The organism is Actinosynnema pretiosum (assembly GCF_024171695.1).
Taxonomy (GTDB): Bacteria; Actinomycetota; Actinomycetes; order Mycobacteriales; family Pseudonocardiaceae; genus Actinosynnema; species Actinosynnema pretiosum.
On sequence record NZ_JAMTCF010000001.1, the window covers coordinates 337,247 to 360,906 of the forward strand.

Sequence of the window (23,660 nt, forward strand, 5' to 3'; positions counted from 1 at the left end):
AGCCCTGCTCGTAACCGGGGGAAGCGTCAGCGCCCAAGAAGTTCCTCCCTCCGACACCGGAAGTCAGCCTTCGGTGGTCGAGGACTACTCCTATCCCGGTGCTGAAAAAATCTTCACGGACACCGCAGTACGCCTGATCGCAGGTGATGGCCACATGTTGTTCGTTGATTGCGACAAGCCTCGCTCCGGGGATATCGGACTTCTACGCATCCGCTCTTCCAGTTTGCCGAACGACGGCCACTCCGGATTGGGTGTCGGCATTGACCGCGACGGCAGGGTGTGCTTTGAAATCACCGGCCGCACCGGTTACGTGACGATGACACTCCCGGCGGTCTACGAAATCCGCGGAAACGGGTACGCGCCTGGCGCAGGGCATTCGGTCACGGCTGAATTGACCACCGACTCAGGCGTCCGATCAGTTGTGGATATCCAGAAGGACAAGGCTACCCAGGTCGGCACGGGCAGCAGTTCCGCAGAGACCACCCTGCTGAAACTGGTCGCCAAGCCCTGAAGTGCGGAACCGAGGAACTGGTGAAGTGATGAAGGTTGCAAGAACCCTTGTCGGGGCTGCCGCAGTTGTGTTGGCCGCTTTCCAGCTTGGTGGCCTCGCGGTCGCGGTCTCCGGAGGAACGGAGGTCCCGCGAGGCACGCACCCCTTCCTGGCGAAGATCACCACTGAGACCGCCGGGTGCACCGGCGCGCTGGTGTCCCCGCACTGGGTCATCACCGCTGCGTCCTGTTTCCCCGGAAATGCTTCCGGAACGGCCCCGTCCACACCGCACGAGGTGGTGGTCGGTGATGTGGACTCCGGCACGGGGGCAGGGCAGGCGTCAGGCATCGTGAAGCTCGTGAAGCACCCCGATCGCGACGTCGCGCTGGTCAAGCTGGAGGTCCCCATCACCGGGGTCAGTCCGGTGGCACTGGCTACCCAGCCAGCTACCGCAGGTGAGAGCCTGCAGGTGACCGGTTTCGGACGCACCGCGACGGTGTGGGCGCCGAACCGCCCCAGGAGTGCTCCCTTCTCCGTTGAGGCCGTGTCACCGAACACGCTGTCCCTCATCGGTGCCAACAGCGTGGACACCTGCAAGGGCGACGCGGGCGGACCGGTGCTCCGCCAGTCCGCCGGGCAGGCATCGCTGGTGGCGGTGAGCAGCACGTCGTGGCAGCACGGCTGCTTGGACGTCGACGAAAGCAGGCAGGGAAGCACCGGCGCGCGAGTGGACGGCCTCGCAGACTGGGCAGCCGAGCACACCGGGGAGAGTTCCGGTCTGCGCAACGACCTCAGCGGTTGGTGCCTCGACCAGGAGTACCCGCAAGGGCCCGGCGGCACCGCGACGAACAAAGTCGGCGCCTGGGACTGCAATAGCGGGCCGAACCAGCAGTGGCACTGGCAGTGGCTCTCGCCCGACAAGGCTCGGCTGGTGAACACCCACAGCGGTTGGTGCCTCGACCAGGAGTACCCGCAAGGGCCCGGCGGCACCGCGACGAACAAAGTCGGCGCCTGGAGCTGCAACGGCGGAGCGAACCAGGAGTGGCGCATCGCGCCGACCGGTTCCGACAAACGGGTTCGCCTGATCAACGCCCTGAGCGGCTGGTGTCTTGACCAGGAGTACCCGCAAGGCGCGGATAAGCCGGGAACCCGCATCGTGGCCAGCTGGGAGTGCAACGGCGGCCGGAACCAGCAGTGGCTTGTCTTCTGATCTGTGAAGCGCTGATCTGAAGCGTGTCGGGGACTCGGCCGGTCCAGGACGTAGGCGGTGGCGTGGCAGCCGAGCGGCGACCACGCCACCGCCTGCTCGAGAAAGTGCCGACGCATCATCAGTCCTGACCAACCCAGCGTTGTCAAGCGTGCGCATGCGATCGCAGGTCACCCTGAAGTCGAGGACGATGGCACCTGCTCCGAGTCCAGGCCCCTTCTCTGAGCGGCAATAGCCGATCGCCAGCAGTGATCCTGACGCGGAGCTGCCAGGGCCCGCCCACTTCTTAAAAAAGAGGTCAAGGATCACGACTGATGCCTTGCCCAACACGAGCACAACAGCGCCCACGCAGTGGGAAAGCGCTTCCCTTCGGGTTCGCCCGCTCACGCCTCCGGGGCGAGCCGCGCCAGCTCGGTCCTGGTGCGGATGCCCAGCTTCGCGAACGCGTGCCGCAGGTGCGTGCTCACGGTGTGCGGCGACAGGTGCAGCTCGTCGGCGACCTGCCGGTTGGTGCGCCCCAGCGCGACCAGCCGGGCGACCCTGGCCTCGGACCCGGTCAGCCCGGCCCAGCCCGCGCCGGGCCCGTCGGGCGCGCGCCGCCGGACCCCGTGCCGCCGCAGCGCCCCGCGCACCCGGCCCGCGTCGTGGTCGGCCCCGGCGGCGGTCCACAGCTCCAGCGCCGAGTCCAGCAGCGCCACCCCGGCGGCGCGGTCCACCCCGGCGAGCGCGACCCCGGCGTCCTCGGCGACCCGCGCCCGCACCAGCGCCCGCTCGTCCCCCTCGTACTCGGCCGCGGCGCGGACCAGCAGCCCGGCGTCGCCCTCCAGCACGCCGCGCGCGTGCCACGCCGCAGCCCGGACCCCGCGCTCCCCCGGATGCCGCGCGCGCTCCCCCTCAAGCCGCGCCACCAGCGCCCGCGCCCGCTCCCGCTCGCCGGAGCGCAGCAGCAGCCGCACGAGCACCGCGACCTCGGCGGGCCCGTCCAGCGCCACCGGGTCGGCGCACCCGCCGTAGAAGTCGTCCACCCCGGCGTCGAGTCCGCCCACTCCCCCGCCCGCCTCGGCGACCAGCGCCCCCAGCACCGCCCCGCGCGCCCGCCACGAGGGCAGCCCGACCGCGCGCATCCGCTCGGCGGCCCGCCCGGCCTCCACCAGCTCGCCCCGGTGCAGCGCGACCTGCCCGAGCACCGAGGAGGCGAACTCGCGGAACACCGCCGCGCCGAGCTCCTCGGACAGGGTGCGGACCGACTCGGCCTCGGCGCGGGCCTCGTCCAGCCGCCCGGCGCGCAGCAGCAGCGCGGTCCGGATCACCACCCAGGTCCACTCGTTGGCCTGCTGCCCGTCCGCGCGGGCGAGGTCGACGCCGGTCCCGGTCAGCTCCCAGGCCTCGGCGAGCCTGCCCGAGGCGGCGAGCAGCAGCGCCTTGCACCCGTCGGGCAGCCACAGGGCGCGGGCGCCGGGGGCGGCGTCGCGCGCCCGGATCGCCGCGTCGGCCGCGCGCAGAGCGCCCGCCGGGTCGCACCGCTGGAACCGGGTCATCGCGTCCGTGATCAGCACCGACGAGCGCAGCACCGGGTCGGGGGAGCCCTCGGCGGCGGCGGTCGCGGCCTCGGCCTCCCTGCGGCCCTCCGCGCGCTCGCCCGCGACGACCAGCGCGGTGGCCAGCACGGCGTGCAGCTGGGCGCGCAGGTCGTCCGCCAGGCCGGGGAGCGCCAGCGCCTCCCGGCACAGCGCCGCCGACCGGGCCACGTCGGCGGGCAGCAGCACCTCGGCGAGCAGGCGGCGCAGCCGGGCGGCGGTGGCGGGGGCGAGCGCGGCGCCCGCGTACCGGTCGAACAGCGCCGACGCCTCGTCCACCTCCCCGGCGAGCACGAGCTGCGTCACGGCGTCGGTCAGCATGGGCCCCTTGGCCTCGCCGGGCCGCACCAGCTCCAGCGCCCGCGTGCTCAGCGAGGCGGCGACCACCGGTGAGCGGGGCGCGATCTCGGCCGCCGCGCGGCGCAGCAGGGCGATGGAGCGCTGGTCGCCCCTGGTGGCGGTGCGCAGCACGAGCGCGGCCACGTCGGCGGCGGGCGCGCCCTCGGCCAGGCTCGCCTCGACGGCCTGCCTGCGCAGGTCGCGCCGCAGCGGTTCGGGCAGCCCGCCCTCGACGGCCTCGCGCACGAGGTCGTGCCGGAACCCGAACCGGTCGCCGCGCTCGACCACCAGCTCGGCGTCCACGACCTCGCGCAGCGGTCCGAGCAGGGCGGCGGGGGCGCGGTCCAGCATCCGGGCGAGCTGCCCGGCGGTGAACGCGCGCCCGAGGATCGCGGCCAGCTCGACGGCCTCGCGGGCGGGGGCGGACAGCTGCCGCACCCGGCTGCGGACGGACTCGCGGAAGCGCAGGGGCGCGGCCTCGGTCCGCAGCGCCGCGACCCCGTCGCGCACGTCGACGGCGGCCTCGTCGAGCAGGCCGTTCAGCAGCTCGCCGACCAGCAGCGGGTTGCCCTGGGCGCCCGCGAGCAGCGCGGTGAGCGGGCCGTCCGGCAGGCCCCCGAGGACGTCCAGGGCGAGGTCGCGGACCGCGTCGGCGGGCAGGTCGCCCAGCCGCAGCACGGGGGCGTCGAGGTGGTCGTCCGGGGTGGGCCTGCGGGCGATGAGCCACAGCACCGGGTCGGCGGCCAGGCGGCGCACCAGGACGCGGGCGGCCTTGGCGGCGGCCGGGTCGGCCCACTGGAAGTCGTCCAGCACCACCAGCACGGGCACGTCGAGCGCGGCCCGCTCCAGGCTGTCGTGCAGCTCCCGCACGAGCGCGCCCGCACCACCCCCACCGCCCGCGCCCGGCAACCCGTCGAGCAGCTCCAGCACCTGCCAGCTCCGCTGGCCCGCGCCGGTGAACACCCGCAGGCCCGCGCCGAGCGCCCGCGCGGCGACCTCGTCCAGCAACCGGGTCTTGCCGCTGCCCGAGGCGCCTTCGAGCACGAGCGCGCCCCCGGCGCCGCGCGCGAGCAGGTCGACGCGCCGGTCGAGCTCGGCCAGCTCGACCTCCCTGCCGCGCAGGGGTGCCGGACGGCGGTGGGTCATCGGGTCCTCACTTCGGGTGCCCGCCGGGCGGCGGACGGGCGGGCGGTGGCGGCGGCGGGCGGTGACGGCAACCGGCCAACGCGGCGGGGCTCGGGCAGGTTCCTCGGGCGGGCCGGGCTCGGGCAGGCGGGGCTCAGGCAGGCGGGGCTCAGGCAGGCGGGGCTCAGGCAGGCGGGGCTCTGGGGCGGGCGAACCCTCGGGCGGGCGGGCATCCCAGACAGGTGGGGTTCTCGGCGGCCCTCGGCGGGCCCTTCGGGCAGGGGCCTCGGCGAACCCTTCGGGGCGGGGTCCTCGGGCGTGCGTTCCCGTCGCCCGACCAGCGCACCGGCCCGCCCCTGCCCCGGCCCGCGCCCCGCCAGGCCCACCAGACCCCGTCCGCGCCCCGCCTGGCCAGCCGATCCCCGCCCCGCCCCACGTCCCCCTCCCGCTCCCCTCCCCCCTACCGCGTCACCACCAGATCGCCGGTCGGCAGGGTCTGGCAGGCCAGCCGCCACCCGGCGTCGACCTCGGCGGTGGAGAACATCCCCCCGGTGTCGCTGTCGCTGGGCCCGCTGAGCACCCGCACCCGGCAGCTCCCGCACACCCCCTCCTCGCACGAGCGGGGAACGTCCACCTTCGCCCCGCCCGCCGCCGCGAGCAGCGTCTCCCCCGGTCGGCAGGGGAACTCGACGCCGTCGTCCGGCATGGTGACCAGGTACTCGTCCACCTCGGCCGCGAGCGCGATGGCGTGCGCGCGCTCCAGCCGGGTCCGCTTGCTCTCCCCCGACACGAACGCCTCCGTGCGCACCCGCTCGCGCGGCACCCCGACGTCCGCGAGCGCCCCGAGCACGTCCCGCATCATCGGCGCGGGCCCGCACAGGTGCACCCGCCCCACCCCCGCCGCGTGCGGCCGGAGCGCGTCGGCGTCGATCCGCTTCCCGCCGCCGGACGGGAAGAGCACGACCTCCAGCCCCGGCAACCGGTCGCGCAGCGCGGGCAGCTCGGCGGCGAACGGCAGCTGCCCCCGGTGCGCGGCGAGCAGCGTGATCCGACCGGTGTGCCCGGCCGTGGCGGCGGCCCTGAGCACGCTCAGCAGCGGCGTGATCCCGATGCCGCCCGCGACGAGCAGCAGCGGGCCGGGGTCCTCGGTGACGTCGCAGGTGAAGTCGCCGAGCGGTCCGGTGGCGCGCAGGGCCTGGCCGACGACGACCTCGTCGTTGAGGTGCACCGACCCGAGCCCGCGCGGTTCGCGCTTGACGGCGATCTCCACGAAGTCGCGGGACGCCGGGTCGGAGCAGATCGAGTAGGAGCGGCTGATCGGGTCCACCGCCACGGGCAGCTCCAGGGTCAGGTACTGCCCGGCGGCGAACGCGAAGGGCAGTTCGCCGCCGCCGAGGGGTTCGAGCCGGATGAGCTTGGTGTCGGGGGTGAGCGGGTCGATCGCGGCGACCCGCAGGTGCCCCTGCCAGTCGCCCGGCGCGGGGACCGGGTTCGCGATCCGCTCCCACAGCGCCCCGGTCCGCTCGGGCGGCAGGAGCATCGACGCGACGCGCAGGCCGCCGCCGAGCGCGCCGACGACGCCGGGCATCTCGGCGTCCTGCCCGGTGATCAGCAGGCCGTCGAACGGGGTGCGCGGCCCGGCGAGGGGTTCGCGCAGGCGCTCGGGCGTGGCGGGCAGGCCGTAGAAGACGCCGCGGTGGCTGTTCTGGTAGGTCTCGAAGGTGAGCGGGGTGGCCAGTTCGGCGAACGCGACCGCGTCGCTCAGCCCCGGCCACCGCGCGTCCAGCCGGTCCAGGACGCGGCGGGTGGTGTCGCGCTTGAACTGCTCGTAGGCCTCGTCCTTGCCGTCGCGCCAGCGGTCCACCGTGGACGGATCGACGAACACCAGCACCTCGGCGGTGTGGTGCCGGGCGGCGGGGTTGGTGAGGGAGGTGAAGGACGCGGAGATCGAGCCGCCGTCGGCGTCGACGAAGGAGTGGTTCTCGCCGCGCAGCCCCAACTCGGCGGGCGAGCGCTCGAACCCGAGGAACAGCACCAGGCAGGACCGCCCGCCCTCGGCCCTGAGCGGCGCGGGCAGGCCGAGCAGCCGGTAGGTGTTGTGGTGCCCCGCGTCGGAGACGACGGTGCGGGCGCGCACCTCGTAGACCTCGTCGGTGGCCGTGTCGAGCACCTCGACGCCGACCGCGAGCGGCCCGTCGGTGAGGACGCGCAGCACCCGCTGCCGCGTGCGCAGCTCGACCCCGTGCCGCCGGAGCCCGTCGAGCGCGAGCCGGGATACCTCGCCGGACCCGCCGACGGGGTGCGTGCCGCCGTCGCCGTAGTACTGGACGGCGACCATCGCGTGGTAGCCGAACGCGGCGCGGTCCGGGGTGGGGCCGTAGAGGTCGGAGCGGGCGGCGAGGATCTGGCGCAGGCGGGGGTTCTCGAACCGGGCGGCGAGGTGGTCGTCGACGGTGCGGAAGACGTCCGGGAAGCGCTCCTCGTGCGCGGCGAGGTCGGGGTCGGGGCTCATGACGAGGTCGTTGCGGGCCTGCAGGGCGCTCGCGACGTCGGCGGCCTCGGCGAAGTAGCGCGCGATGGCCGGGGCTTCGTCCGGGAACAGCGCCTGGAGCCGTTCGCGGTAGTCGTCCAGCGAGGCGGGGACGGCGAAGTCGTGGTCGGGGAAGTGCAGGACGTCGTAGTCGTGCGGCATGGGCGCGTACTGGAGGCGGCCGTCGGTGAGGTAGTCGAGGAACGGCTCGGCGGCGGCGAGGTAGTGCAGCCCGGTGTTGAACCGGAAGCGCCCGTCCCGCGAGAACTCGTGCGTCATGCCGCCGAGGACGTAGTGCTGCTCCAGCACGAGCACCCGCCGCTCCCCGAACTCGGCCAGCGCCCTGGCGACGGCCATGCCGCCCATGCCGGACCCGATGACCACGGTGTCGACTGCTTCGGACCTCATGGTGGTGCTCCCTGCTCGCGGTGGGGCGGACCCCTCGATCCGATCAAGCGGGGGCAGGGCGGCGCATCGCACGGATGAAGTATCTTGGCAGTGGCTAGATGGGGAGACCTGCGGGTGGTGCTGGTGCGCGGCAGCGGAAGCGGGCGCGCGCGGGGTGGTGCCGGGGCGTCACCCGTGCCGCGATCAGCGCCCCGGCCCTCGCCGAGGACGACGAGCACCGGCGGCGTGTCCGCACCGCCCCGAGCGCTGACGCCAGGGGGCGGCCACCCCGCCTCACCACCCCGTGTGCACGTGCCCAGCCCACCGCAGCGGCAGGTCCGGGTGCGCCGCGCGGTGCTCCCGCACCACCGCGTGCACCGCCCGCGCCGCCGCTTCGCTCGCCGCGCCCGGCGCCGGAGCCGCCCCGGCGACCGCCGCCGCCCGGTGCGCCGACTCCACCACCTCCGTCGCCACCACCGCGTCCACCGGCCACAGCGCCCCCACCGCCCACTCCGCCGCCCCGGCACGCCCGGCGGGCACGTACGACGACACCACCCGGTCCAGCGCCGACTCCCCGCCAGGCGACCCCGACGCGTGCAGCGGCAACCGCGCCAGCCCGCCCACCGGCCGCCACCACAGCCGGGGCAGCTCGCGCCCGTGCGGCCCCAGCGCGTCCAGCACCGGCCGCGCCACCGCCGTCCACAGCCACGCCAGCACCGCCTCCGCCGCCCGCTGCGAGTCGGTGTCCGTCCCCTCCACCGCCGCCGCCAGCTCCTCCCCGCGCGCCGCCAGCTCGGAGTGCGCCAGCCCCGGCAGCACCAGCACCACCACCTCCCGCCCCGGCCGCACCAGCAGCGCCCGCCCGCCGGTCGGCCCGCAGAACACGTGCGCCACCGGCCCCGGCACCACCGGCGGGGCCTCCGCGCCCACCAGCGCGTCCCCCACCAGCTCCACCAGCTCGACGGCCCGCTCCGGCCGCCCGCAGGCCAGCGCCGCCGCCCCGGCGACCGCCGCGAAACCCCCGTGCCCCACCGCCTGCGCCGCCGCGTCCTCGCGCGCCAGGTCCAGCGCGGCCAGCAGCGGCACCTGCTCCACCGCCAGCTCCACCAGCTCCAGCGCCCGCTCCGACTGCCCCAGCGCGACCCGCGCCCCGGCCGCCACGACCGCCGCCGCGAACCGGGTCGGCGGGGCCGCGCCCCCGGTGTCCTCCAGCGCTTCCAGCGCCTCCACAAGCAGCTCCGGCGCGTCCGCGCGGGCGGCCAGCGCCAGCGCCGCCACCCCGAACCGGTACCGCGAGCGGGCCGCCGACAGCTCGTCCGCCGGTTCCGCGAGCGCCCGGCGCAGCGAGTCCACCGACTCCTCCAGCGCCACCCGGTCGCCGCTGCGCTGGAAGTCCGCGAATCGGGCGCCCCCCAACGCCGACAGCACCCACGACCGCCCGAGCCCGTCGTCCCCGTCGCCCGCCGCGTCGCCGTCCCCGGCCCCGGCGCCCACCGCCGCGACTCCCCCGGACCCCGGCACCGCCTGCGCCACCACCCGCTCGTCCTCGGGCAGCGCGTGCACCCGGTCCAGCGCCACCGCCAGCGCCCCGGCGCGCGAGGTGTGCCGCACGTGCCACTCCGGCGTGGCCGCCACCGCCTCCCGCCCGGCCGCGACCGCCTCGCCGAGCGCCCGCGCGTCCCCGGTGCGCTCGTGCAGCCCGGTCAGCGCCGCGCACAGCAGCGCCCAGGACTCGGCCCGGTGCCGCTCGGGCGCGACCCGCGCCGACTCCCGGCACAGCGCCGCCGCCTCGCGCAGCAGCGCGGTGTCCCCGCTCCAGTCCGCCAGCACCATGAGAGCGCTTCCCGCCTGCGCCAGCGCGACCCCGCGCTGCAGGTGGTCGGGCGCCCGCTCGGCCGCCAGCCGCCCGTCGTCGGTGGCCGCCCGCAACAGCTCCGGGTCACCGGTGCGCACCGCGAGCAGCCGCCGCGACGTCACGTAGTTGATCATCCGGCCGGGCAGCTTCACGTGCCCGTCCGGGGTCGCCGCCACCGCGTCGTGGTCCAGGTCCACCGCCTCGCGCAGCGCGTCCAGGTCACCGGTCGCCGCGAACCGCGCCCGCAGCGCGTCCGCCAGCCCCGCGACCAGGTCCGGGTCGTTCACGGCCCCCAGCTCCAGCGCGGACCGCGCGTGCCCCTCGGCCTCGACCAGCGCCCCGACGTCCCCGGTCAGCTCCGCCAGCACCCGCTGCCGCTCGGCCGCCCCCGCCAGCGCCGCCACCCGGTCCGCGCCACCGGGCGCCACCTCCAGCGCCGACCGCGCCGCCTCCGCCGACTCGCGCAGCGGCGCCAGGTCGCCGGTCGCCTCGAACAGCCCGCCCAGCGCGGAGTGCAGCGCGGTGAGCGCCCGCGCCGACTCGGCGGCGTCCCCGGCCGAGGCCACCCCGGCCCGCGCAGCGCCCGCCGCCTCCCGCAGCAGCGCCAGGTCGCCGGTGGCGGTGTGCAGCATCCGCAGCGCGGTGCTGTGCGCGGTCGCGATCACCGCCCGCCTCGGGTCCTGGCGCGGGGTGGACGCGAGCGCCGCCCTGGACAGCTCGACCGCCCTGGCCAGGGTCTGCTCGCCGCCGGACGCCGCGAACGCCTCCAGCAGCGCGGCGCTCTCCGCCGCGAACACCCCGGCCTGGTCGCGCGCGTTCGCCACCGGCTCGGACAGCGGCGGCGGCGCGGGCCTGCGCGCCGGGCGCCTGCGCGGGACCCCCAGGCGCGCCAGCAGGTCCAGCACCGGCGCGGGCAGCGTCTCCGGGGCCTCGCGCGCCACCGGCAGCAGCAGCTCGACGGCCCTGCGCAGCTCGCGGCGGCTGCGCCTGGCCTCGGCGCGCAGCCAGTGGTAGAGCCCGAGCACGCGCCTGGCCTCCCGGTCGCCGAGCAGGTCCGGTTCGGCGAGGCGGCGCAGCCTGCGCGCGGCGAGCCGGGTGCGGCGCTCCAGCAGCTCGTCGGTGAACTCCAGCTCCAGGGCGTCCCCGACCACCGCGCTCAGGACGTCCAGGACCCGTTCGCGTTCCCCCATCAGCGACCTCCTTCGAGCTGCGCGCTCGGTCACCGTGCGTGGGAATCACGTTACTGTCACCGGCCGCGCCCGTGCGGGGTTTCCCGGCGACGAGCGGCCACCAGTGCCGGGGGACCTTCGGGACCGGGGACCGAGGTCCCGCTCCGGACACCGCCTGACCTGCGCGGCGGGCGTTGGGCCAGGTGGGCTAGCTTGGCGGGCATGGGAAAACCGACCCGGTGGGCCACCGACACCAAGCCCGGCCACTCGCAGTGGTACATCGAGCGCTTCCGCACCATGCGGCGCGACGGGGCCGACCTCGCCGGTGAGGCGCGCACGCTCGACGCGATGCTGCGGCGCGGGTCGCGGGTGCTGGACGCGGGCTGCGGCACCGGCCGGGTGTCCGCCGAGCTGCACGCGCGCGGGCACGTGGTGGTGGGCGTGGACGCCGACCCGGCGCTGATCGAGGCCGCCCGCGAGGACCACCCCGAGGTGCCGGTGCTGCTCGCCGCCGACCTGGCGGACCTGGACCTGGCGGGGCAGGGCGTGACCGAGCCGTTCGACGCGATCGTGTGCGCGGGCAACGTGATGACGTTCCTGGCGCCCGGCAGCGAGGTCGACGTGCTGCGCGGCTTCGCCGAGCACCTGGTGCCGGACGGCTTCGCGGTGGTCGGCTTCGGCACCGACCGGGGTTACCCGCTGGCCGACTTCGACGAGCACTGCGCGGCGGCCGGGCTGGTGCTGGAGCAGCGGTTCGCGACCTGGGACCTGCGGCCGTGGGACGAGTCGGCGGGCTTCGCGGTGACGGTGCTGCGCAAGCCGTGACGGGGTCCGGGGACCCGCCCCCGAGGGGTGGGCCGGGTCCCCGGAGTCTGCGGGGCGCCAGGTCGGCACAGGCCAGGTCGACGCAGGCCAGGTCAGCGCAGGCCAGATCGACGCGGCGCCGCTCAGCGGGTGGTCAGCGGGCGATCAGCAGCGCCATCTCCAGCGGCAGGTCGAGCACCCGCTCCAGCCGGAAACCCGCCGCCGCCAGCAGGTCCCGGTACTCGCCCACCTCGCGCTCCCGGCCGTGCACGTTGTTGACCATCATGTGCAGGTCGAACCCGAGCGCCAGCGGCGTGGGCACCTCGCGGATCGGCCGCTCCACCAGGCACAGCGGCTTGCCATCGGGCATCGCGGCGCGCAGGTTCGCCAGCAGGACCGCGCAGCGCTCGTCGTCCCAGTCGTGCAGGATCCGGGACAGCAGGTAGCAGTCGCCGCCGGACGGCAGCGGGTCGAGGAAGAAGTCGCCGGGCACCACGTCCGCCCGCTCCCCCAGCGCGGCCCGCGCCGAGCCCGCGACGTGCTCCCGGTCGAACAGCACCCCGCGCGCGCCGGGGACGGACTCCAGCACGAGCCGCAGCAGCGTGCCGTCCCCGCCGCCGACGTCCACGACCGTGCCGCCCGCCGGGACGTCCAGCAGGGGCGGCACGTGCGCGAGGAACCCGGTGCCCGCCGCCATGGCGCCCTCGAACAGGCGGGCGTCGTCGGGGTGGTCGGCGAAGTGGTCGAACGGGTCGGCGCCGAACACCTCGGTGAACGCGCAGCCCCCGGTGCGCACGGAGTGCGTCAGCGCGCCGAACGAGCGGTAGAACAGGCCGCCGTACACCCTGGCCAGGTCGCGCTGGGAGCCCTCGGCGCCGGTGCGCAGCAGGTCGGCGGCGGGGGTGAGCCGCCAGCGGCCGTCCTCGTGGGCGAACACGCCGAGCGAGGCGAGGAAGCGCAGCAACCGGTGCAGCGGGTCGGCCTGGGCGCCGACGCGGGCGGCGAGGTCCTCGGTGGTGCGGGGACCGTCCGCGAGGTGGTCGGCGACGCCCAGCTCGGCGGCGGTGGCCACGGCGGAGGTGCGCCACGCGCCGGTGAGCAGGGTGAGCACGTGGTGCCGCGCGGCGTCGGGGGCGGGGGCGTCGGGGGCGGGGGCGGAGGCGTCGTGAGCGGGGGCGGGTGCGGTGTCGGTGCCGGATTCGTTGGCGGACAACGGGAACGGCCCTCCGGTGGGGTTGGTCGTGCGCGGTCCGGACGCGGTCCGGTGGAACGCTGCGGCACCGACGGCCGCGCCGTCAAGATCCACGCCCCCGAGCGCTGCGGTACCGAGCGCTGCGACACCGGGGGCTGCGGCACCGGGGGCGCACCGGTCGAACACGCCCGCGCCGAACACGGCGGCGTCGAGCGCGCCCCCTGCGAACGCGCCTTCATCGAGTGCGGCACCGAACACGGCGGCGTCGAACAGGGCGGCGGCCTCGGTCGGGTCGCTCACAGCGGCTCGATCCCCAGCCGCATGATCCCTAGCCACGCGATTACCCACCTCGCGGTCCCTCGCCACGCGATTCCCCACCTCGCGGTTCCCCGCCACGCAGTTCCTCGCCGCGCGGTCCTCGGCCCCCTCTCCGCCTCCGGCCGCGTCTCCCTCACCGGCCCGGTCACCACCCGCCGCGCCCCCGTCGTCCGAGTCAGCGCCACCCGAGCCCCCACCATCCGAGTCCCGGTCCGCCGAGTCCCCGTCCTCCTCCCCCAGGTGGTGCCGCAGCAGCGCCCCGTGGTGCCCCGGCAGGGCCAGTTCCAGCCGGTGCTCGCCGCGGAAGTACAGCACCGACGTGCCCTCGTGCGCGTTGTGCCCGCCGCCGTCCGGCACGAGACCGGCCTCCAGCAGCGCGGTGTGCACCCCGCGCAGCACCACCGCGTCCCCCTCCGCGCGGAACGCCAGGTGCGCCTCGCGGTCCTGGTCGGCGGGGGTGAGCGGGTGGTCGCCGGTCAGCACGAACAGCTCCAGCTCGCGGCCGGGGAACCCGCCGCCGACCGCGCCGTGCACGATCTCCACCCGCACCGGGCGGCCCGCGCGCCTGGTCAGGCGGTCGCGGACGACGGTGCTCGGCACCGGCGGCCTCGGCTCGACGCCGAGCCCGCGCAGCAGCGGGGCCACCGCCTCGGGCGACTCGGCGCGGACCAGGACCGCCGCGTGCGCGAACTCCAGGTGCGCCTGGAGCTCCAGGGGCGCGGGGCGGCCGAGCACCAGTTCGAGCGCGGCGGCTCCGGTGGCGGTGCGGGCGAACTCGACGGCTCCGGCGACCAGCTCGCGGTCGTGGGCGGTTAACGGCGCGTCGATGGTGCAGGGCATCACGGGAGGCTCCTCGGGGTGGGCCTTGGGTCCGGCTGGGGCGTTCCGACTGTGGTCCTCGGGGTGGGCGCGGAGGCCGCGCGCTCGGCGTCACGGCTTCTCCGGCGGACGTCCGACCCTCGGTGCGGCGGAGCGACGGGGCGCGTCCGACCACAGCGGGAGAATATGCTCCCGACCCGCCCCGAATGGCCCATTCGGGGCGGTGATCATCCGATCGTGAATGCCTTTCACTCGACAGTGTGGCGCGCACTCGGCAATAGGTCGTTTGGGTATTTCCCCGCGCGTTCAGGCAACGCGGGGAACCGACTCCCGGCCGCGCGCGAGCGCCGCCGAACGGATCAACGACCGGGAACCGCGCGAACCAGTCGAGCGGGATTTCCGCAGCCGGAAACCCCTACTGGACAACGGGACTCGCCGACGAGCACCGCACCACCCCGACACCACGACCAGCGCGGACCACAATCGGAACGGGCCGGGAGGACCAATTCTGTGAAATCCACGTGAAAGCCGTGCACGCGCAGAGAGCATCGGCTCGGCGAACGGGGATCAGCATCGCCCGAACGGGTCAGAACGGAGAAAACCCCGGCGGCGGGCACCGATCTTCCGGCGCCGACCGTCGGGGTTCTCCGGCGCGGGGGTCGCCCCCAGCGCCGCACGGCTCAGATCGCGGGGACCCGGATCTCCAGCGGCTCGAACGGCTCGCCCGCCTGGTACACGTCGTTGAACAGCTCGACCCCCTCCGGCGCGAGCACGACGTCGCTCGCGCTCCAGGCCGACTCGCCGGGCTCGGCGTCCAGCGGCACGGCGGTGAAGGTGACGAGCCTGGTCCGCTCCTCGGACTTCAGGTACGGGTCGGCGATGGTCAGCTCGGCCCGCCCGTCCCGGATGGTGACCTCGGGGTCGGCGATGCGCACGTAGAGCATCCCGAAGTGCCCGGCGAAGCGCACGTCGCCCCGGAAGGGCAGCACGAGCGCGCCGTCCTCCTCGCGCGGCTCACCGGCCTCGTAGCGGATCGCGCCGCCCTCCAGCGGGTGCGCGCCCTCGCCCGCGCCCGCGCGGCCGTCGGGCATCCGCAGCACGTAGTCGACGAAGCTGCGCTTGATCGCCCAGCGCAGGCCCGGTCCCCCGGTCTCGTCCACCACGTCGTCCTGCTCGGCCACCACTGCCTCCCGCCGCGAAAGTCCACCAGCCCAGCCGACCCTACGCCGCCCGGACGCGCGCCGGGGGTCCGTCCCCGGTCACCGGGACGGACCCCCGAACCGGTTCAGCCCTTCTTCTCCTCGGCCACCAGCACCGGCTCCACCGGGTCCGCGACGACCGCCGGGGCGTCGGCGGCGGTGCGCGCCTTGACGCCGTAGGCGCCCACGAGCGCGGCCAGCAGGCCGAACCCGGCCAGCACCGGCCACACGCCGCGCCCGATGCCCAGGAACAGCATCCCGCCCAGCACCGGGCCGATCGCCGAGCCGAGGCCGAACACGAACTGGAAGCTGCCGATGTACCGGCTCTTCAGGTGCGCGGGACCGGCCATGCCGGGGTAGGCGAACACCACGGGCCCGCCGATGATCTCGCCGAGCGTCCACACCAGCGTGCCGATGACGATCACGGCCGGGCCGAGCGGCAGGCCGTACAGCGCGTACCCGACCGCCACGAGCGAGTAGGAGGTGAGCACCACCAGGCGCGGCTTGAGGCGCTGGGTCTTCTTGGTGACCAGCAGCTCCAGCAGGATCACCGCGCCGCCGTTGAGCGAGACCGCCAGGGTGTACCAGAACACCGGCACCCCGGACGCCTGCACGTCCAGCGGCAGCGTGGACATGTACTGCACGTACAGGATGGAGTTGAAGAACATCCCGAGCAGGTAGCAGAGGTACCGGACGTCCTTGAACAGCTCCAGGTAGCTGCCCGAGGGCGCGGCGCCGTCCTCGTCCGCGCCGCCCCGGCCGGAGAGCTCGCGCTCGCGCGCCTTGGTGGGCAGCGCGACGGCGGCCAGCAGCGCGTAGGCGAGCGCGACCAGCGCCTCGCCCCAGAACAGCAGGTGGTAGCTCTCGCCGCCGAGGTGGAACAGGCCGAAGCCGATCAGCGGGGCCGCCGTGGTGCCCAGGTTCAGGCCGAACCGGTACATGGCGAAGGTCATGACCTGCCGGTCCTCGCTGGTCAGCTCGGACAGCAGGGTCGCGGACGCCGGGCGGTAGACCTGGCTGACGGCGGCCACGACGACGATCGCGACGATCAGCGAGCCGTAGTTCGGCAGGTATAGCAGCGAGCCGATCAGCATCGCCGAACCGGCCATGCTGAGCACGGTGGCGTTGCGCGCGCCCAGGCGGTCGGCGAGCGCGCCGCCGATCAGCACGCCGATGACGCTGCCGACGCCGTACGCGCCGAGCGCGGACGCGGCCTGCGCCTCGGTGTAGCCGCGCGCGGTCAGGAAGAGGACGAGGAAGATGTTGAGGAACCCGCCGACCTTGTTGACGAAGACGCCGCCCAGCACGGCTTTCACCGCTAAGGGCGCTTCGACGAAGGTCTGCCAGATCCCGGCGGGCTTCGGTTCGGCGGGAGTGGTCTCGGTAGTCATGGCTTCATCACTTCTGGGCGACGGGGCGGGTGGGTCGGAGGGGTGGTGCGGGTCAGGCCGCCGGGTTCAGGCCGGGGTGACCGAGAAGGCGGCTTCGGCGGCGTCGAGCTGCCGGGCGACCTCCTCGCGGGTGGCGCCGAGGGCGACGGCGAACCCGACGCGCCCCCAGACCGTCCCCTTGGGCGGCGGGGAGACCACCGCGCCGGGCTGGGCGACGACGACCGCGAGGTGCAGGTCGGCCGGGAGCGCCGCCTGGTCGAAGCCGAGGGCGCCGATGGTGGTGTCCTCCTCCTCCACGTAGAAGAACCGGATGCCCGCGACGCCGGAGCGGGTGCGGGTCAGGTCCGGCGTGCCGCCGGTGGCCGCCGCCGCGGCGGCGAGGCCGGGGTCGACGCCGGTGGCGAGCTTGCCGAGGTAGGGGATCATGTCACCGCCGAGCCTGCCGTTGACCTCGATGACCTTCGGGCCTTCGGCGGTGAGCATGAACTCGGAGTGGGTGAAGCCGTCGGTGAAGCGCAGCGCCTCGTGCGTGCGGCGCAGCGCGTCGACGAGCGCGGGGTCGGTGAGCAGCGGGTCGTCGGCCGAGACGAAGTGGCCGACCTCCTCGGCGTACGGGTGGTAGCCGACGACCTTGCGGCCGACGAACAGCGGGGTGACCACGCCGTCCACCACGGCCGAGTCGACGCTGATCTCCTCGCCGGAGACGAACTCCTCCACGAGCACGGGCTGGTCGGTGTCGAACACGACCGGCTCGGGGCCCTCGGCGGCGAGGGTGAAGGCGAAGTTCGCGCGCACCTGGTCGGCGTCCTCGACCTTGATCACGCCGAGGCTGGCGCCGAGGCCGCGCGGCTTGAGGATGGCCGGGTAGCCGAGCCGGTCGGCGGCGGCGACGGCCTCGTCGACGGTCTTGACCGGGACCGATCCCGGTTGCGGCACACCGGCTTCGGCGAGCGCGGCGCGGGTGCGGCCCTTGTCGCGCAGGCCCCACACCACGTCGGGGTCGCCGTTGCGCAGGCCGAGCGCCTGGGCGGCGAAGGAGGCGGCGTGGATGCGGGCCTCGTCCCAGCAGAGCACGCCCGCGACGGGGCCGGTGGTGGCGACCTCCTTGGCGGCGGTGGCCAGCGCCTGGCCGTCCATGGTGCTGGGCAGCACGGTCCAGCCGTGCGCGTGCTCGCGCTCCCAGGTGGGTTCGGCGGTCAGGAACAGGTGCACCCGGTACTCGGCGCTGATCGGGCCGAGCAGGTACTCCCGGTAGGTGCGCATCCCGGTTCCGACCAGGATCAGCAGCGGGCGCGGGTCATCGGGTTCGGTCATGGCGTCCTCGTTTCGGCGGCGGGGTTCTCGGTGCGGGACAACAGCGGTTCGGGACAACAGCGGTTCGGGACAACAGCGGTTCGGGACGGCGCGGGAGCCCGGCGCGGCCGGTCGGCCGCGACGGGCGGTGGTCACGGGTGGGTGCTGAAGACCTTCTCCCGCTCGGTCTCCTCCTCGGTCACCGCGATGCGCCGGACGGCGTGCCGGAGCGTCGGCGGGGCCATGAGCGAGGTGACGACGGCGACCAGCACGACGATCGTGTAGCCGGCGGTGGTGAGCACCCCGAGGCGCAGCCCGGCCATCGCGACGATCACCTCCACGACGCCGCGCGCGTTCAGCCCCGCGCCCAGCGCCAGCCCCTCCCAGTGGCCGAGCCCGCTCAGCCTGGCCCCGAGGTAGGCGCCGACGAACTTGCCCGCGATGGCGATGGCCAGCACCGCCAGCGCCGCCAGGAGCACGGCCGGGTCGGCCAGCAGGGTCAGGTCCATGCGCAGCCCGGCGGTGGCGAAGAAGATCGGCGCCAGGACCGCCATGGTGAACGTGCGCAGCGGGGCCAGCTTCGCCCGGTTCAGCAGCCCGGAGGAGCTGAGCAGGATGCCGCAGACGAACGCGCCGAGGATGGCCTCCAGGCCGAGCGCGTGGGTGCCTGCGGCGGACGCGATCAGCAGCACGGCGACGACGGCGACGGTGGTGGCCGGGTCCTCGGAGCGGTCGGCGCGGGTGAGGGCGGCGCGCACCAGCGGCCTGCCGATCAGCAGGGCGACGGCGGCCACCAGCGCGAGGCCGCCGAACGTGAGCAGCAGGTGCCCGCCGCGCAGGCCGGTGGTGGCCATGGCGGAGACGATGGAGAGCAGCGACCAGCCGACGACGTCGTCCACGGCGGCGGCGCTGATGGTGAGCTGGCCGATGTCGCGGTGCAGCAGCCGCATCTCCAGCAGGGTCTTGGCGATGACCGGGATGGCGCTCACGCACATGGCCACGCCGAGGAACAGCGCGAACACCGGCCGGTCGGCCTTCTCCCCCATGAGCGAGGCGGGCAGCGCGAAGCCGACCGCGACGCCGAGGGCGAGCGGCAGCAGCAGGCCGCCGAGGCTGACCCCGGCCGCCTTGGCACCGGTGCGGCGGATCAGCTTGGTGTCGATGTGCATCCCGGTGAAGCCGACCAGCAGCAGCACGCCGACCTGGCCGACCGCGTCCAGGAGGTGGATCTGCTCGGCGTCGGCGGGGAAGAGCCAGTCCGACACGGCGGGCGCGAGGTTGGCCAGCAGGGACGGGCCGAGCAGGATGCCCGCCGCCAGCTCGCCGACCACGGCGGGCAGGTTGACGCGGGCGCACGCGCGGCCGAGCGCGAAGGCGACGCCGAGCAGGACCGCCAGCTGGAGCAGCAGCACCAGCATCGGGTGGGCCGCGATGGGCGGCGGGGGCGCGGCGGTGATCACGCCGGGTCCTCGGCGTAGTACCAGTTCTCCGGGTTGATCATGCCGTAGGGGTTGATCGGGCCGAACCCCTTGAGGTTGTTGGCCACCTCGAAGAGGCGGATGGGGAAGTTGGGCGTGAAGATCACCGGCACCTGCTCGGCGATGTAGTCCTGGTACTCGTAGAGCACGTCCAGGTCGTCGGTGGTGACGGTGCGCTCGATCAGCGCGTCGGCGGTGGGGTCGGTGTAGAAGCCGAAGTTGCCGCCCGCGCCGGTGGAGAACAGGATCTCGCCGGTGGGGTGGTGGTAGGCCCAGCCGCCGTTCCAGCAGCACATCTCCCACAGGCACGGGGTTTCCTCGGTGGGCACGCACGGGGCGTCCTCGGCGACCAGGACGGAGCCGTAGACCTCGCGCAGGCGCAGCTCGATGCCCGCTTCGGCGGCGGCGTCGCGGAAGCCCTCCATGAGCCTGGTGAGGGCGGGTCGGCCCTCGACGTAGCGCATGAGCAGGGTCAGCTCGGTGCCCTCGGGGATGCCCTCCCCCGCCTCGCCGGGGCCGGTGCCCGCGCGCACGCAGACCGCCGGGGTCCGGCTGGTGTCCCAGCCGTTGGCCTCCAGCAGCTCCTTGGCGTGCTTGGGGTCGAACGGGAGCGGCCAGGCGCCCTCGCGCTGGCGCGGGGAGACGTACTCGGTCTTGGGGTACATCGGGACCGGGCCGTTCTGCCGGTAGGCGTAGCCCTGGTAGATGTCGCGGACCGCGCTGTCCTGGTCCAGGACGCTCTGCAGCGCCTGGCGCAGGTAGGTCTGGGCGAACATCTTCCCGACGACGGTGGGGTTGTTGTAGTTGAGCGAGATGTACCGGATGCAGAACGCGGTCTGCGGGTGCATCGTGTAGTGCTCGGCCAGCGGGTTGGGGCCGCCGACGACCGGGTCGACGGCGGGCTCGGTGGCGAAGCTCAGCGGCAGGTAGCCGACCTGGAAGCCGCCCTCGGCGTCCGGTCCCTTCTTGAGGATCTCGTACTGCTCCTCGTCGGAGAAGGTGGGGATCTGCCGGAACTCGTCCAGGTGCGGCTTGTTCGGGCCGGAGTAGTGCTCGTTGGGCACGAACGTGACGACGCCGTCGAGCGTGTAGCTCTTGAGCCGCCACGGCCCGGAGACGACGCTCCACACCGGACTGTCGGCCCACCTGGTGCGGTGCTCGTTGCCCTCGTTGATGATGTCGCCCTGCTCGGCCATCAGGTGCTCGTAGACGGCCTCGACGTCGGCGAGGTCGCCGGAGGCGTTGGCCGGGCCGTCGGCGGTGCGGTCCCAGGCCTTGGGCAGCGGGGTGATGGTGCTGAGCTGGTTGTGCAGCACCCAGTGCTTCGAGTAGGGCTTGTCGAAGGTGAAGAACACCTCGTCGTCGGCGAGCTTGCCGTACTCGGTGAGGTTGTCCGGGAAGTAGCCGGGGACGTACTCGCCGTACCGGGCGCCCTTGACCTTCATCAGGTTGACCCAGAACAGCACGTTGTCGGCGCAGACGGTCTCGCCGTTGGACCACTTCCACGGCTTGATCCGCACGCGCGCGGTGCGGCCGTCCTCGCTCCACACCGGCTCCTCGCCGATGCTCTGGTGGTAGTCGACGTTCGGGGTGCCGTCGCTGCCGAAGTAGTACAGCGTGCGGTACATCAGCGCCTGGAACTCCAGGATGTTGCGGGTGCCCATGCGCTCGGCGGGCGTGAACGGGAAGATCACGGCGGGCGGGAAGCCCGGCGCGCAGGCCCAGGTGACGACCCCGCCCTTGCGGGGGACGTCGGCGGTCGTCGGGTCGGCGGTCAGGTCGGTGGCGGACTGTGCCGTGGTCATGTCTCGGTGCTCACCCGTCTCGTTCGGCGCACCGCGCTGCGCGCTGGTGCGCTCGGCCGTGCGCTGCTGTGCTGTGGGCTGGTGTGCTGTGCGCTGCTGTGGGTTGGTGCTCGGCGGCGCGGGGCCGCCGCCGGGCGCGCGGGGCCCGGCGGCGACTCCGCGCTAGGCGCCAGTCCCGGTGCCGATCTCCTCGATGACCGAGGTGCCCCGGTCGGCGTGGGCGCCGAAGCGCTCCCACACCTCGTTGAGCCGGACCCGGCCGTCGGCCAGCACCTGGGGCGTGCTGGTGCAGTGGCCGGAGACGACCCGGTTGTCCTCCAGGACCATGCAGTAGGCGAAGTCCAGCCTGCCGTCGGGCAGCACCGTCCCGGTCAGCGTGCCGCGCCGGGCCCTCCCGCCGAGGAACTCGCCCCAGAACAGGTCGCCGTCCTGGTGGTAGACCGCGACCCTGGACTCCTCGGGCGCGCCGTCCGCGACGGGGGAGAACCTGCGCCCGTCGTAGTCGATCGTCCTCGCCCCGGTGGTGGTCATCGCGCTCCCCCGCTCGTCCCGCGCAGTTCCAACGTGCAGCACTTGGCGCTGCCGCCCGCCTTGAGCAGCTCCGACAGGTCCACCCCGATGGGGGTGAAGCCGCGCGCGGCCAGCGCCCGGTGCAGCCCGAGCGCCTCCTGGGCGAGCACGACGTGCTTGCCGTCCGAGACCGCGTTGAGCCCGAACACCTCGGCGTCGTGGTCGTCGGCGAGCACCGCGTCCGGGTACAGCTCGCGCAGCACGGCCCGGCTGGCGGCCGAGAACGCGTCCGGGTAGTAGGCGACCTCGTCGTCGGACAGCGCGGCCAGCGCGGTGTCCAGGTGGTAGTAGCGCGGGTCCACCAGCTCCAGCGGCACGACCTCGCGGCCGAACCAGGTCGCGGCCTCGGCGTGCGAGCGCGGGTCGGTGCGGAAGCCGTTGCCCGCCAGCACCCTGCGGCCGACGACGAGGTAGTCGCCCTCGCCCTCGTTGACGAACTCGGCCCGGTGGCACGGGAAGCCGCGCTCGCGGAACCAGTCCAGGTAGGCCGGTCCCTCCGGGACGCGCTCGGCGTGCCGGAAGCTGGCGGACAGGACCTTGCCGTCGACGACGGTGGCGCCGTTGGCGGCGAACACCATGTCGGGCAGGCCGGGCAGCGGGTCGATCAGCTCGACCCGGTGGCCCAGCCCCAGGAAGAGGCTGCGCAGCCGCTCCCACTGCAGGACCGCGATGGCCGCGTCGGTGGGCTTCTCCGGGCGCATCCAGGGGTTGATCGAGTAGGTGACGTCGAAGTGCTCCGGTCGGCACATCAGGTAGTGCCTGGGTGTGGCCACGCGCATGGGCGGCGTCCTCTCGTGGCGGTTCGGTCCGGCGCCACCGCGTGCGGGCGGCGCCGGTGGGCTGGAACCGGTCGGGCCGGAACCGGTGCGGCTACCGGAAGTCGACGGTGACGCGCTGGGCGAAGTCGGCCATGGTGGCGAAGGCCTCGGCCTCGGAGTCGCCGGTGGTGCCGAGGAACCCGAGGATGGTGTTGCCGTTGGGGGGCCGCTTGATCACGTCTCCGGGCCGGGCGGTGATCTTGAGCAGGAAGACCCGGTCGGACTCGGCGACCTCCTGCGGCACCACGACCTCCTCGACCACGCCCGCACCGGAGATCAGGCACATGGAGGTGGTGTGGGTGCCGGTGGGCTGGAAGTGCCGCACGGCGGGCGCCTTGCCCGCGCCGATGTCGACCACGGCGGCGATCGGGTCGTGCCCGGCGGTGATGCGGGCGATCATGTCGAGCCCGCCGCCGCCGACCCGCGCCGCGATCTCCAGCAGGTAGGGCTTCCCCCGGTGGAACCGGACCTCGGCGTGCATGACGCTGCGCCGCAGGCCCTGGGCGAGCGCACCAGCCTTGACCACCGCGTGCACCGCCGCCAGGTCCTCGGGCGACATGGAGGTGGGCGCGTGGTGCACGTCGTCGTCGAACGTGCCGCCCTCGGCGGTGATCCGGTCGACCACGGACCCGAGGTAGACCTCGCCGTCCCAGGCGACCGCCTCCATCAGGTACTCCTTGCCGTCCAGGAACGACTCGACCAGCAGGGCGTTGGGCCCCAGGTCGATCCCGTCGGCCTCGGAGTTGGCCCAGAACAGGTCCTGGATGCCCTCGGCGGCCTGCGCGTAGTGCTCGGCCAGCTCGGCCTCGTCGTCGCACTTGAAGACGAAGTGGCTGCCCGCGCCCAGGGTGGGCTTGACGATGACGGGGAACCCGAACTCGCGGGCGGCCTCCCTCGCCTGGTCGAGGGATTCGACGTGCCGGAAGCCGGGGATGGGCGCGCCACCGGCCTCGTGGGCGCGGCGCATCAGCAGCTTGTTGCGGCTGTTGACGGCGGCCTCGCGGCCGATGGTGGGCAGGCCCAGCTCCTCGGCGATGACGGCGACGGCCACCACCGCCGCCTCGGAGAAGGTGATCACGCCGTCGAAGTGCTCGGCGGCGTGCCACTCCTTGGCGACCTCGACCATCCGGTCGATGTCCTTGGAGCCGACCAGGCGGTAGCGGTCGGCGGGCCAGAAGTCCTCGGTGCCCTCGCCGTTGAGCACGTGCAGGTCGACGCCGAGGTCCTGCACCTGCCGGTAGCGGGAGTGGTAGTAGTCCAGGTACTGGCGGGTCTCGACGGTCAGCAGCTTCAC

General features: G+C 74.5%; 14 protein-coding genes and 1 pseudogene. 3 read left to right on the forward strand and 12 right to left on the reverse strand.

Features of this window, described 5'->3' with window-relative positions:
- Positions 1 to 73 precede the first annotated feature (73 nt).
- Together LV78_RS01170 and LV78_RS01175 are read left to right on the forward strand one after the other, a co-directional pair.
- Complete coding sequence (locus tag LV78_RS01170; RefSeq protein WP_253842636.1) at positions 74 to 511, forward strand: hypothetical protein; 438 nt, start codon at positions 74 to 76, stop codon at positions 509 to 511.
- A gap of 28 nt (positions 512 to 539) precedes the next feature.
- Positions 540 to 1,700: a trypsin-like serine protease gene (locus LV78_RS01175; RefSeq protein WP_253843215.1), complete on the forward strand. Its 1,161-nt coding sequence runs from the start codon at positions 540 to 542 to the stop codon at positions 1,698 to 1,700.
- 380 nt (positions 1,701 to 2,080) lie between these two features.
- On the opposite strand, the gene LV78_RS01180 is transcribed toward LV78_RS01175, so the two are convergent.
- The 3 genes from LV78_RS01180 to LV78_RS01190 form a co-directional block, all read right to left on the reverse strand.
- Positions 2,081 to 4,759 (reverse strand): LuxR C-terminal-related transcriptional regulator, encoded by a 2,679-nt coding sequence (locus tag LV78_RS01180; protein ID WP_253842637.1) that lies wholly within the window; start codon positions 4,757 to 4,759, stop codon positions 2,081 to 2,083.
- Between the two features lie 439 nt (positions 4,760 to 5,198).
- Entirely contained in the window at positions 5,199 to 7,676 is a 2,478-nt protein-coding gene (locus LV78_RS01185; RefSeq protein ID WP_253842638.1) for a 2Fe-2S iron-sulfur cluster-binding protein, read from the reverse strand.
- Between the two features lie 273 nt (positions 7,677 to 7,949).
- Entirely contained in the window at positions 7,950 to 10,700 is a 2,751-nt protein-coding gene (locus tag LV78_RS01190) for a hypothetical protein (protein ID WP_253842639.1), read from the reverse strand.
- A gap of 201 nt (positions 10,701 to 10,901) precedes the next feature.
- Here LV78_RS01190 and LV78_RS01195 point away from each other — a divergent pair, with 201 nt between their 5' ends.
- The gene (locus LV78_RS01195; protein ID WP_253842640.1) at positions 10,902 to 11,504 is read left to right on the forward strand and encodes a class I SAM-dependent methyltransferase; all 603 of its coding nucleotides are present in this window, start codon (positions 10,902 to 10,904) and stop codon (positions 11,502 to 11,504) included.
- Positions 11,505 to 11,637: 133 nt separating this feature from the next.
- Here LV78_RS01195 and LV78_RS01200 read toward each other — a convergent pair whose 3' ends face one another.
- The 9 genes and pseudogenes from LV78_RS01200 to LV78_RS01240 all read right to left on the reverse strand — a co-directional run bounded on the left by LV78_RS01200 (position 11,638) and on the right by LV78_RS01240 (position 23,660).
- Complete coding sequence (locus tag LV78_RS01200; RefSeq protein WP_253842641.1) at positions 11,638 to 13,833, reverse strand: methyltransferase; 2,196 nt, start codon at positions 13,831 to 13,833, stop codon at positions 11,638 to 11,640.
- 659 nt (positions 13,834 to 14,492) lie between these two features.
- Positions 14,493 to 14,993 (reverse strand): HtaA domain-containing protein, encoded by a 501-nt coding sequence (locus tag LV78_RS01205; protein WP_253842642.1) that lies wholly within the window; start codon positions 14,991 to 14,993, stop codon positions 14,493 to 14,495.
- 104 nt (positions 14,994 to 15,097) lie between these two features.
- A complete protein-coding gene (locus LV78_RS01210; RefSeq protein ID WP_253842643.1) occupies positions 15,098 to 16,402 on the reverse strand; it encodes an MFS transporter in 1,305 nt (434 codons plus the stop codon).
- A 66-nt stretch (positions 16,403 to 16,468) separates the two neighbouring features.
- Positions 16,469 to 17,716, reverse strand: coding sequence for an ATP-grasp domain-containing protein (locus LV78_RS01215; protein WP_253842644.1), 1,248 nt, complete (start codon positions 17,714 to 17,716; stop codon positions 16,469 to 16,471).
- A 131-nt stretch (positions 17,717 to 17,847) separates the two neighbouring features.
- Entirely contained in the window at positions 17,848 to 19,155 is a 1,308-nt protein-coding gene (locus LV78_RS01220; RefSeq protein WP_253842645.1) for a cation:proton antiporter, read from the reverse strand.
- The gene (locus LV78_RS01225) at positions 19,152 to 20,978 is read right to left on the reverse strand and encodes an ABC transporter substrate-binding protein (protein ID WP_253842646.1); all 1,827 of its coding nucleotides are present in this window, start codon (positions 20,976 to 20,978) and stop codon (positions 19,152 to 19,154) included. The genes LV78_RS01220 and LV78_RS01225 overlap by 4 nt, the downstream gene beginning before the upstream one ends.
- A gap of 162 nt (positions 20,979 to 21,140) precedes the next feature.
- On the reverse strand, positions 21,141 to 21,509 hold the full coding sequence (locus tag LV78_RS01230; RefSeq protein WP_253842647.1) for an avidin-fold protein: 369 nt from the start codon (positions 21,507 to 21,509) through the stop codon (positions 21,141 to 21,143).
- Positions 21,506 to 22,330 (reverse strand): annotated as a pseudogene (ddaH, locus tag LV78_RS01235) (dimethylargininase); the annotation flags it as partial. The gene LV78_RS01230 and the pseudogene ddaH, both read right to left, overlap by 4 nt.
- 88 nt (positions 22,331 to 22,418) lie before the next feature.
- Positions 22,419 to 23,660: an ATP-grasp domain-containing protein gene (locus LV78_RS01240; protein WP_253842649.1), complete on the reverse strand. Its 1,242-nt coding sequence runs from the start codon at positions 23,658 to 23,660 to the stop codon at positions 22,419 to 22,421.

Coding starts and splice junctions, on each gene's coding strand:
- LV78_RS01230 (WP_253842647.1), bottom strand. CDS start 21,509: ATGACCACCACCGGGGCGAGGACGATCGACTACGACGGGCGCAGGTTC.
- LV78_RS01180 (WP_253842637.1), bottom strand. CDS start 4,759: ATGACCCACCGCCGTCCGGCACCCCTGCGCGGCAGGGAGGTCGAGCTG.
- LV78_RS01195 (WP_253842640.1), top strand. CDS start 10,902: ATGGGAAAACCGACCCGGTGGGCCACCGACACCAAGCCCGGCCACTCG.
- LV78_RS01215 (WP_253842644.1), bottom strand. CDS start 17,716: ATGACCGAACCCGATGACCCGCGCCCGCTGCTGATCCTGGTCGGAACC.
- LV78_RS01185 (WP_253842638.1), bottom strand. CDS start 7,676: ATGAGGTCCGAAGCAGTCGACACCGTGGTCATCGGGTCCGGCATGGGC.
- LV78_RS01225 (WP_253842646.1), bottom strand. CDS start 20,978: ATGACCACGGCACAGTCCGCCACCGACCTGACCGCCGACCCGACGACC.
- LV78_RS01190 (WP_253842639.1), bottom strand. CDS start 10,700: ATGGGGGAACGCGAACGGGTCCTGGACGTCCTGAGCGCGGTGGTCGGG.
- LV78_RS01200 (WP_253842641.1), bottom strand. CDS start 13,833: ATGCCCTGCACCATCGACGCGCCGTTAACCGCCCACGACCGCGAGCTG.
- LV78_RS01210 (WP_253842643.1), bottom strand. CDS start 16,402: ATGACTACCGAGACCACTCCCGCCGAACCGAAGCCCGCCGGGATCTGG.
- LV78_RS01175 (WP_253843215.1), top strand. CDS start 540: ATGAAGGTTGCAAGAACCCTTGTCGGGGCTGCCGCAGTTGTGTTGGCC.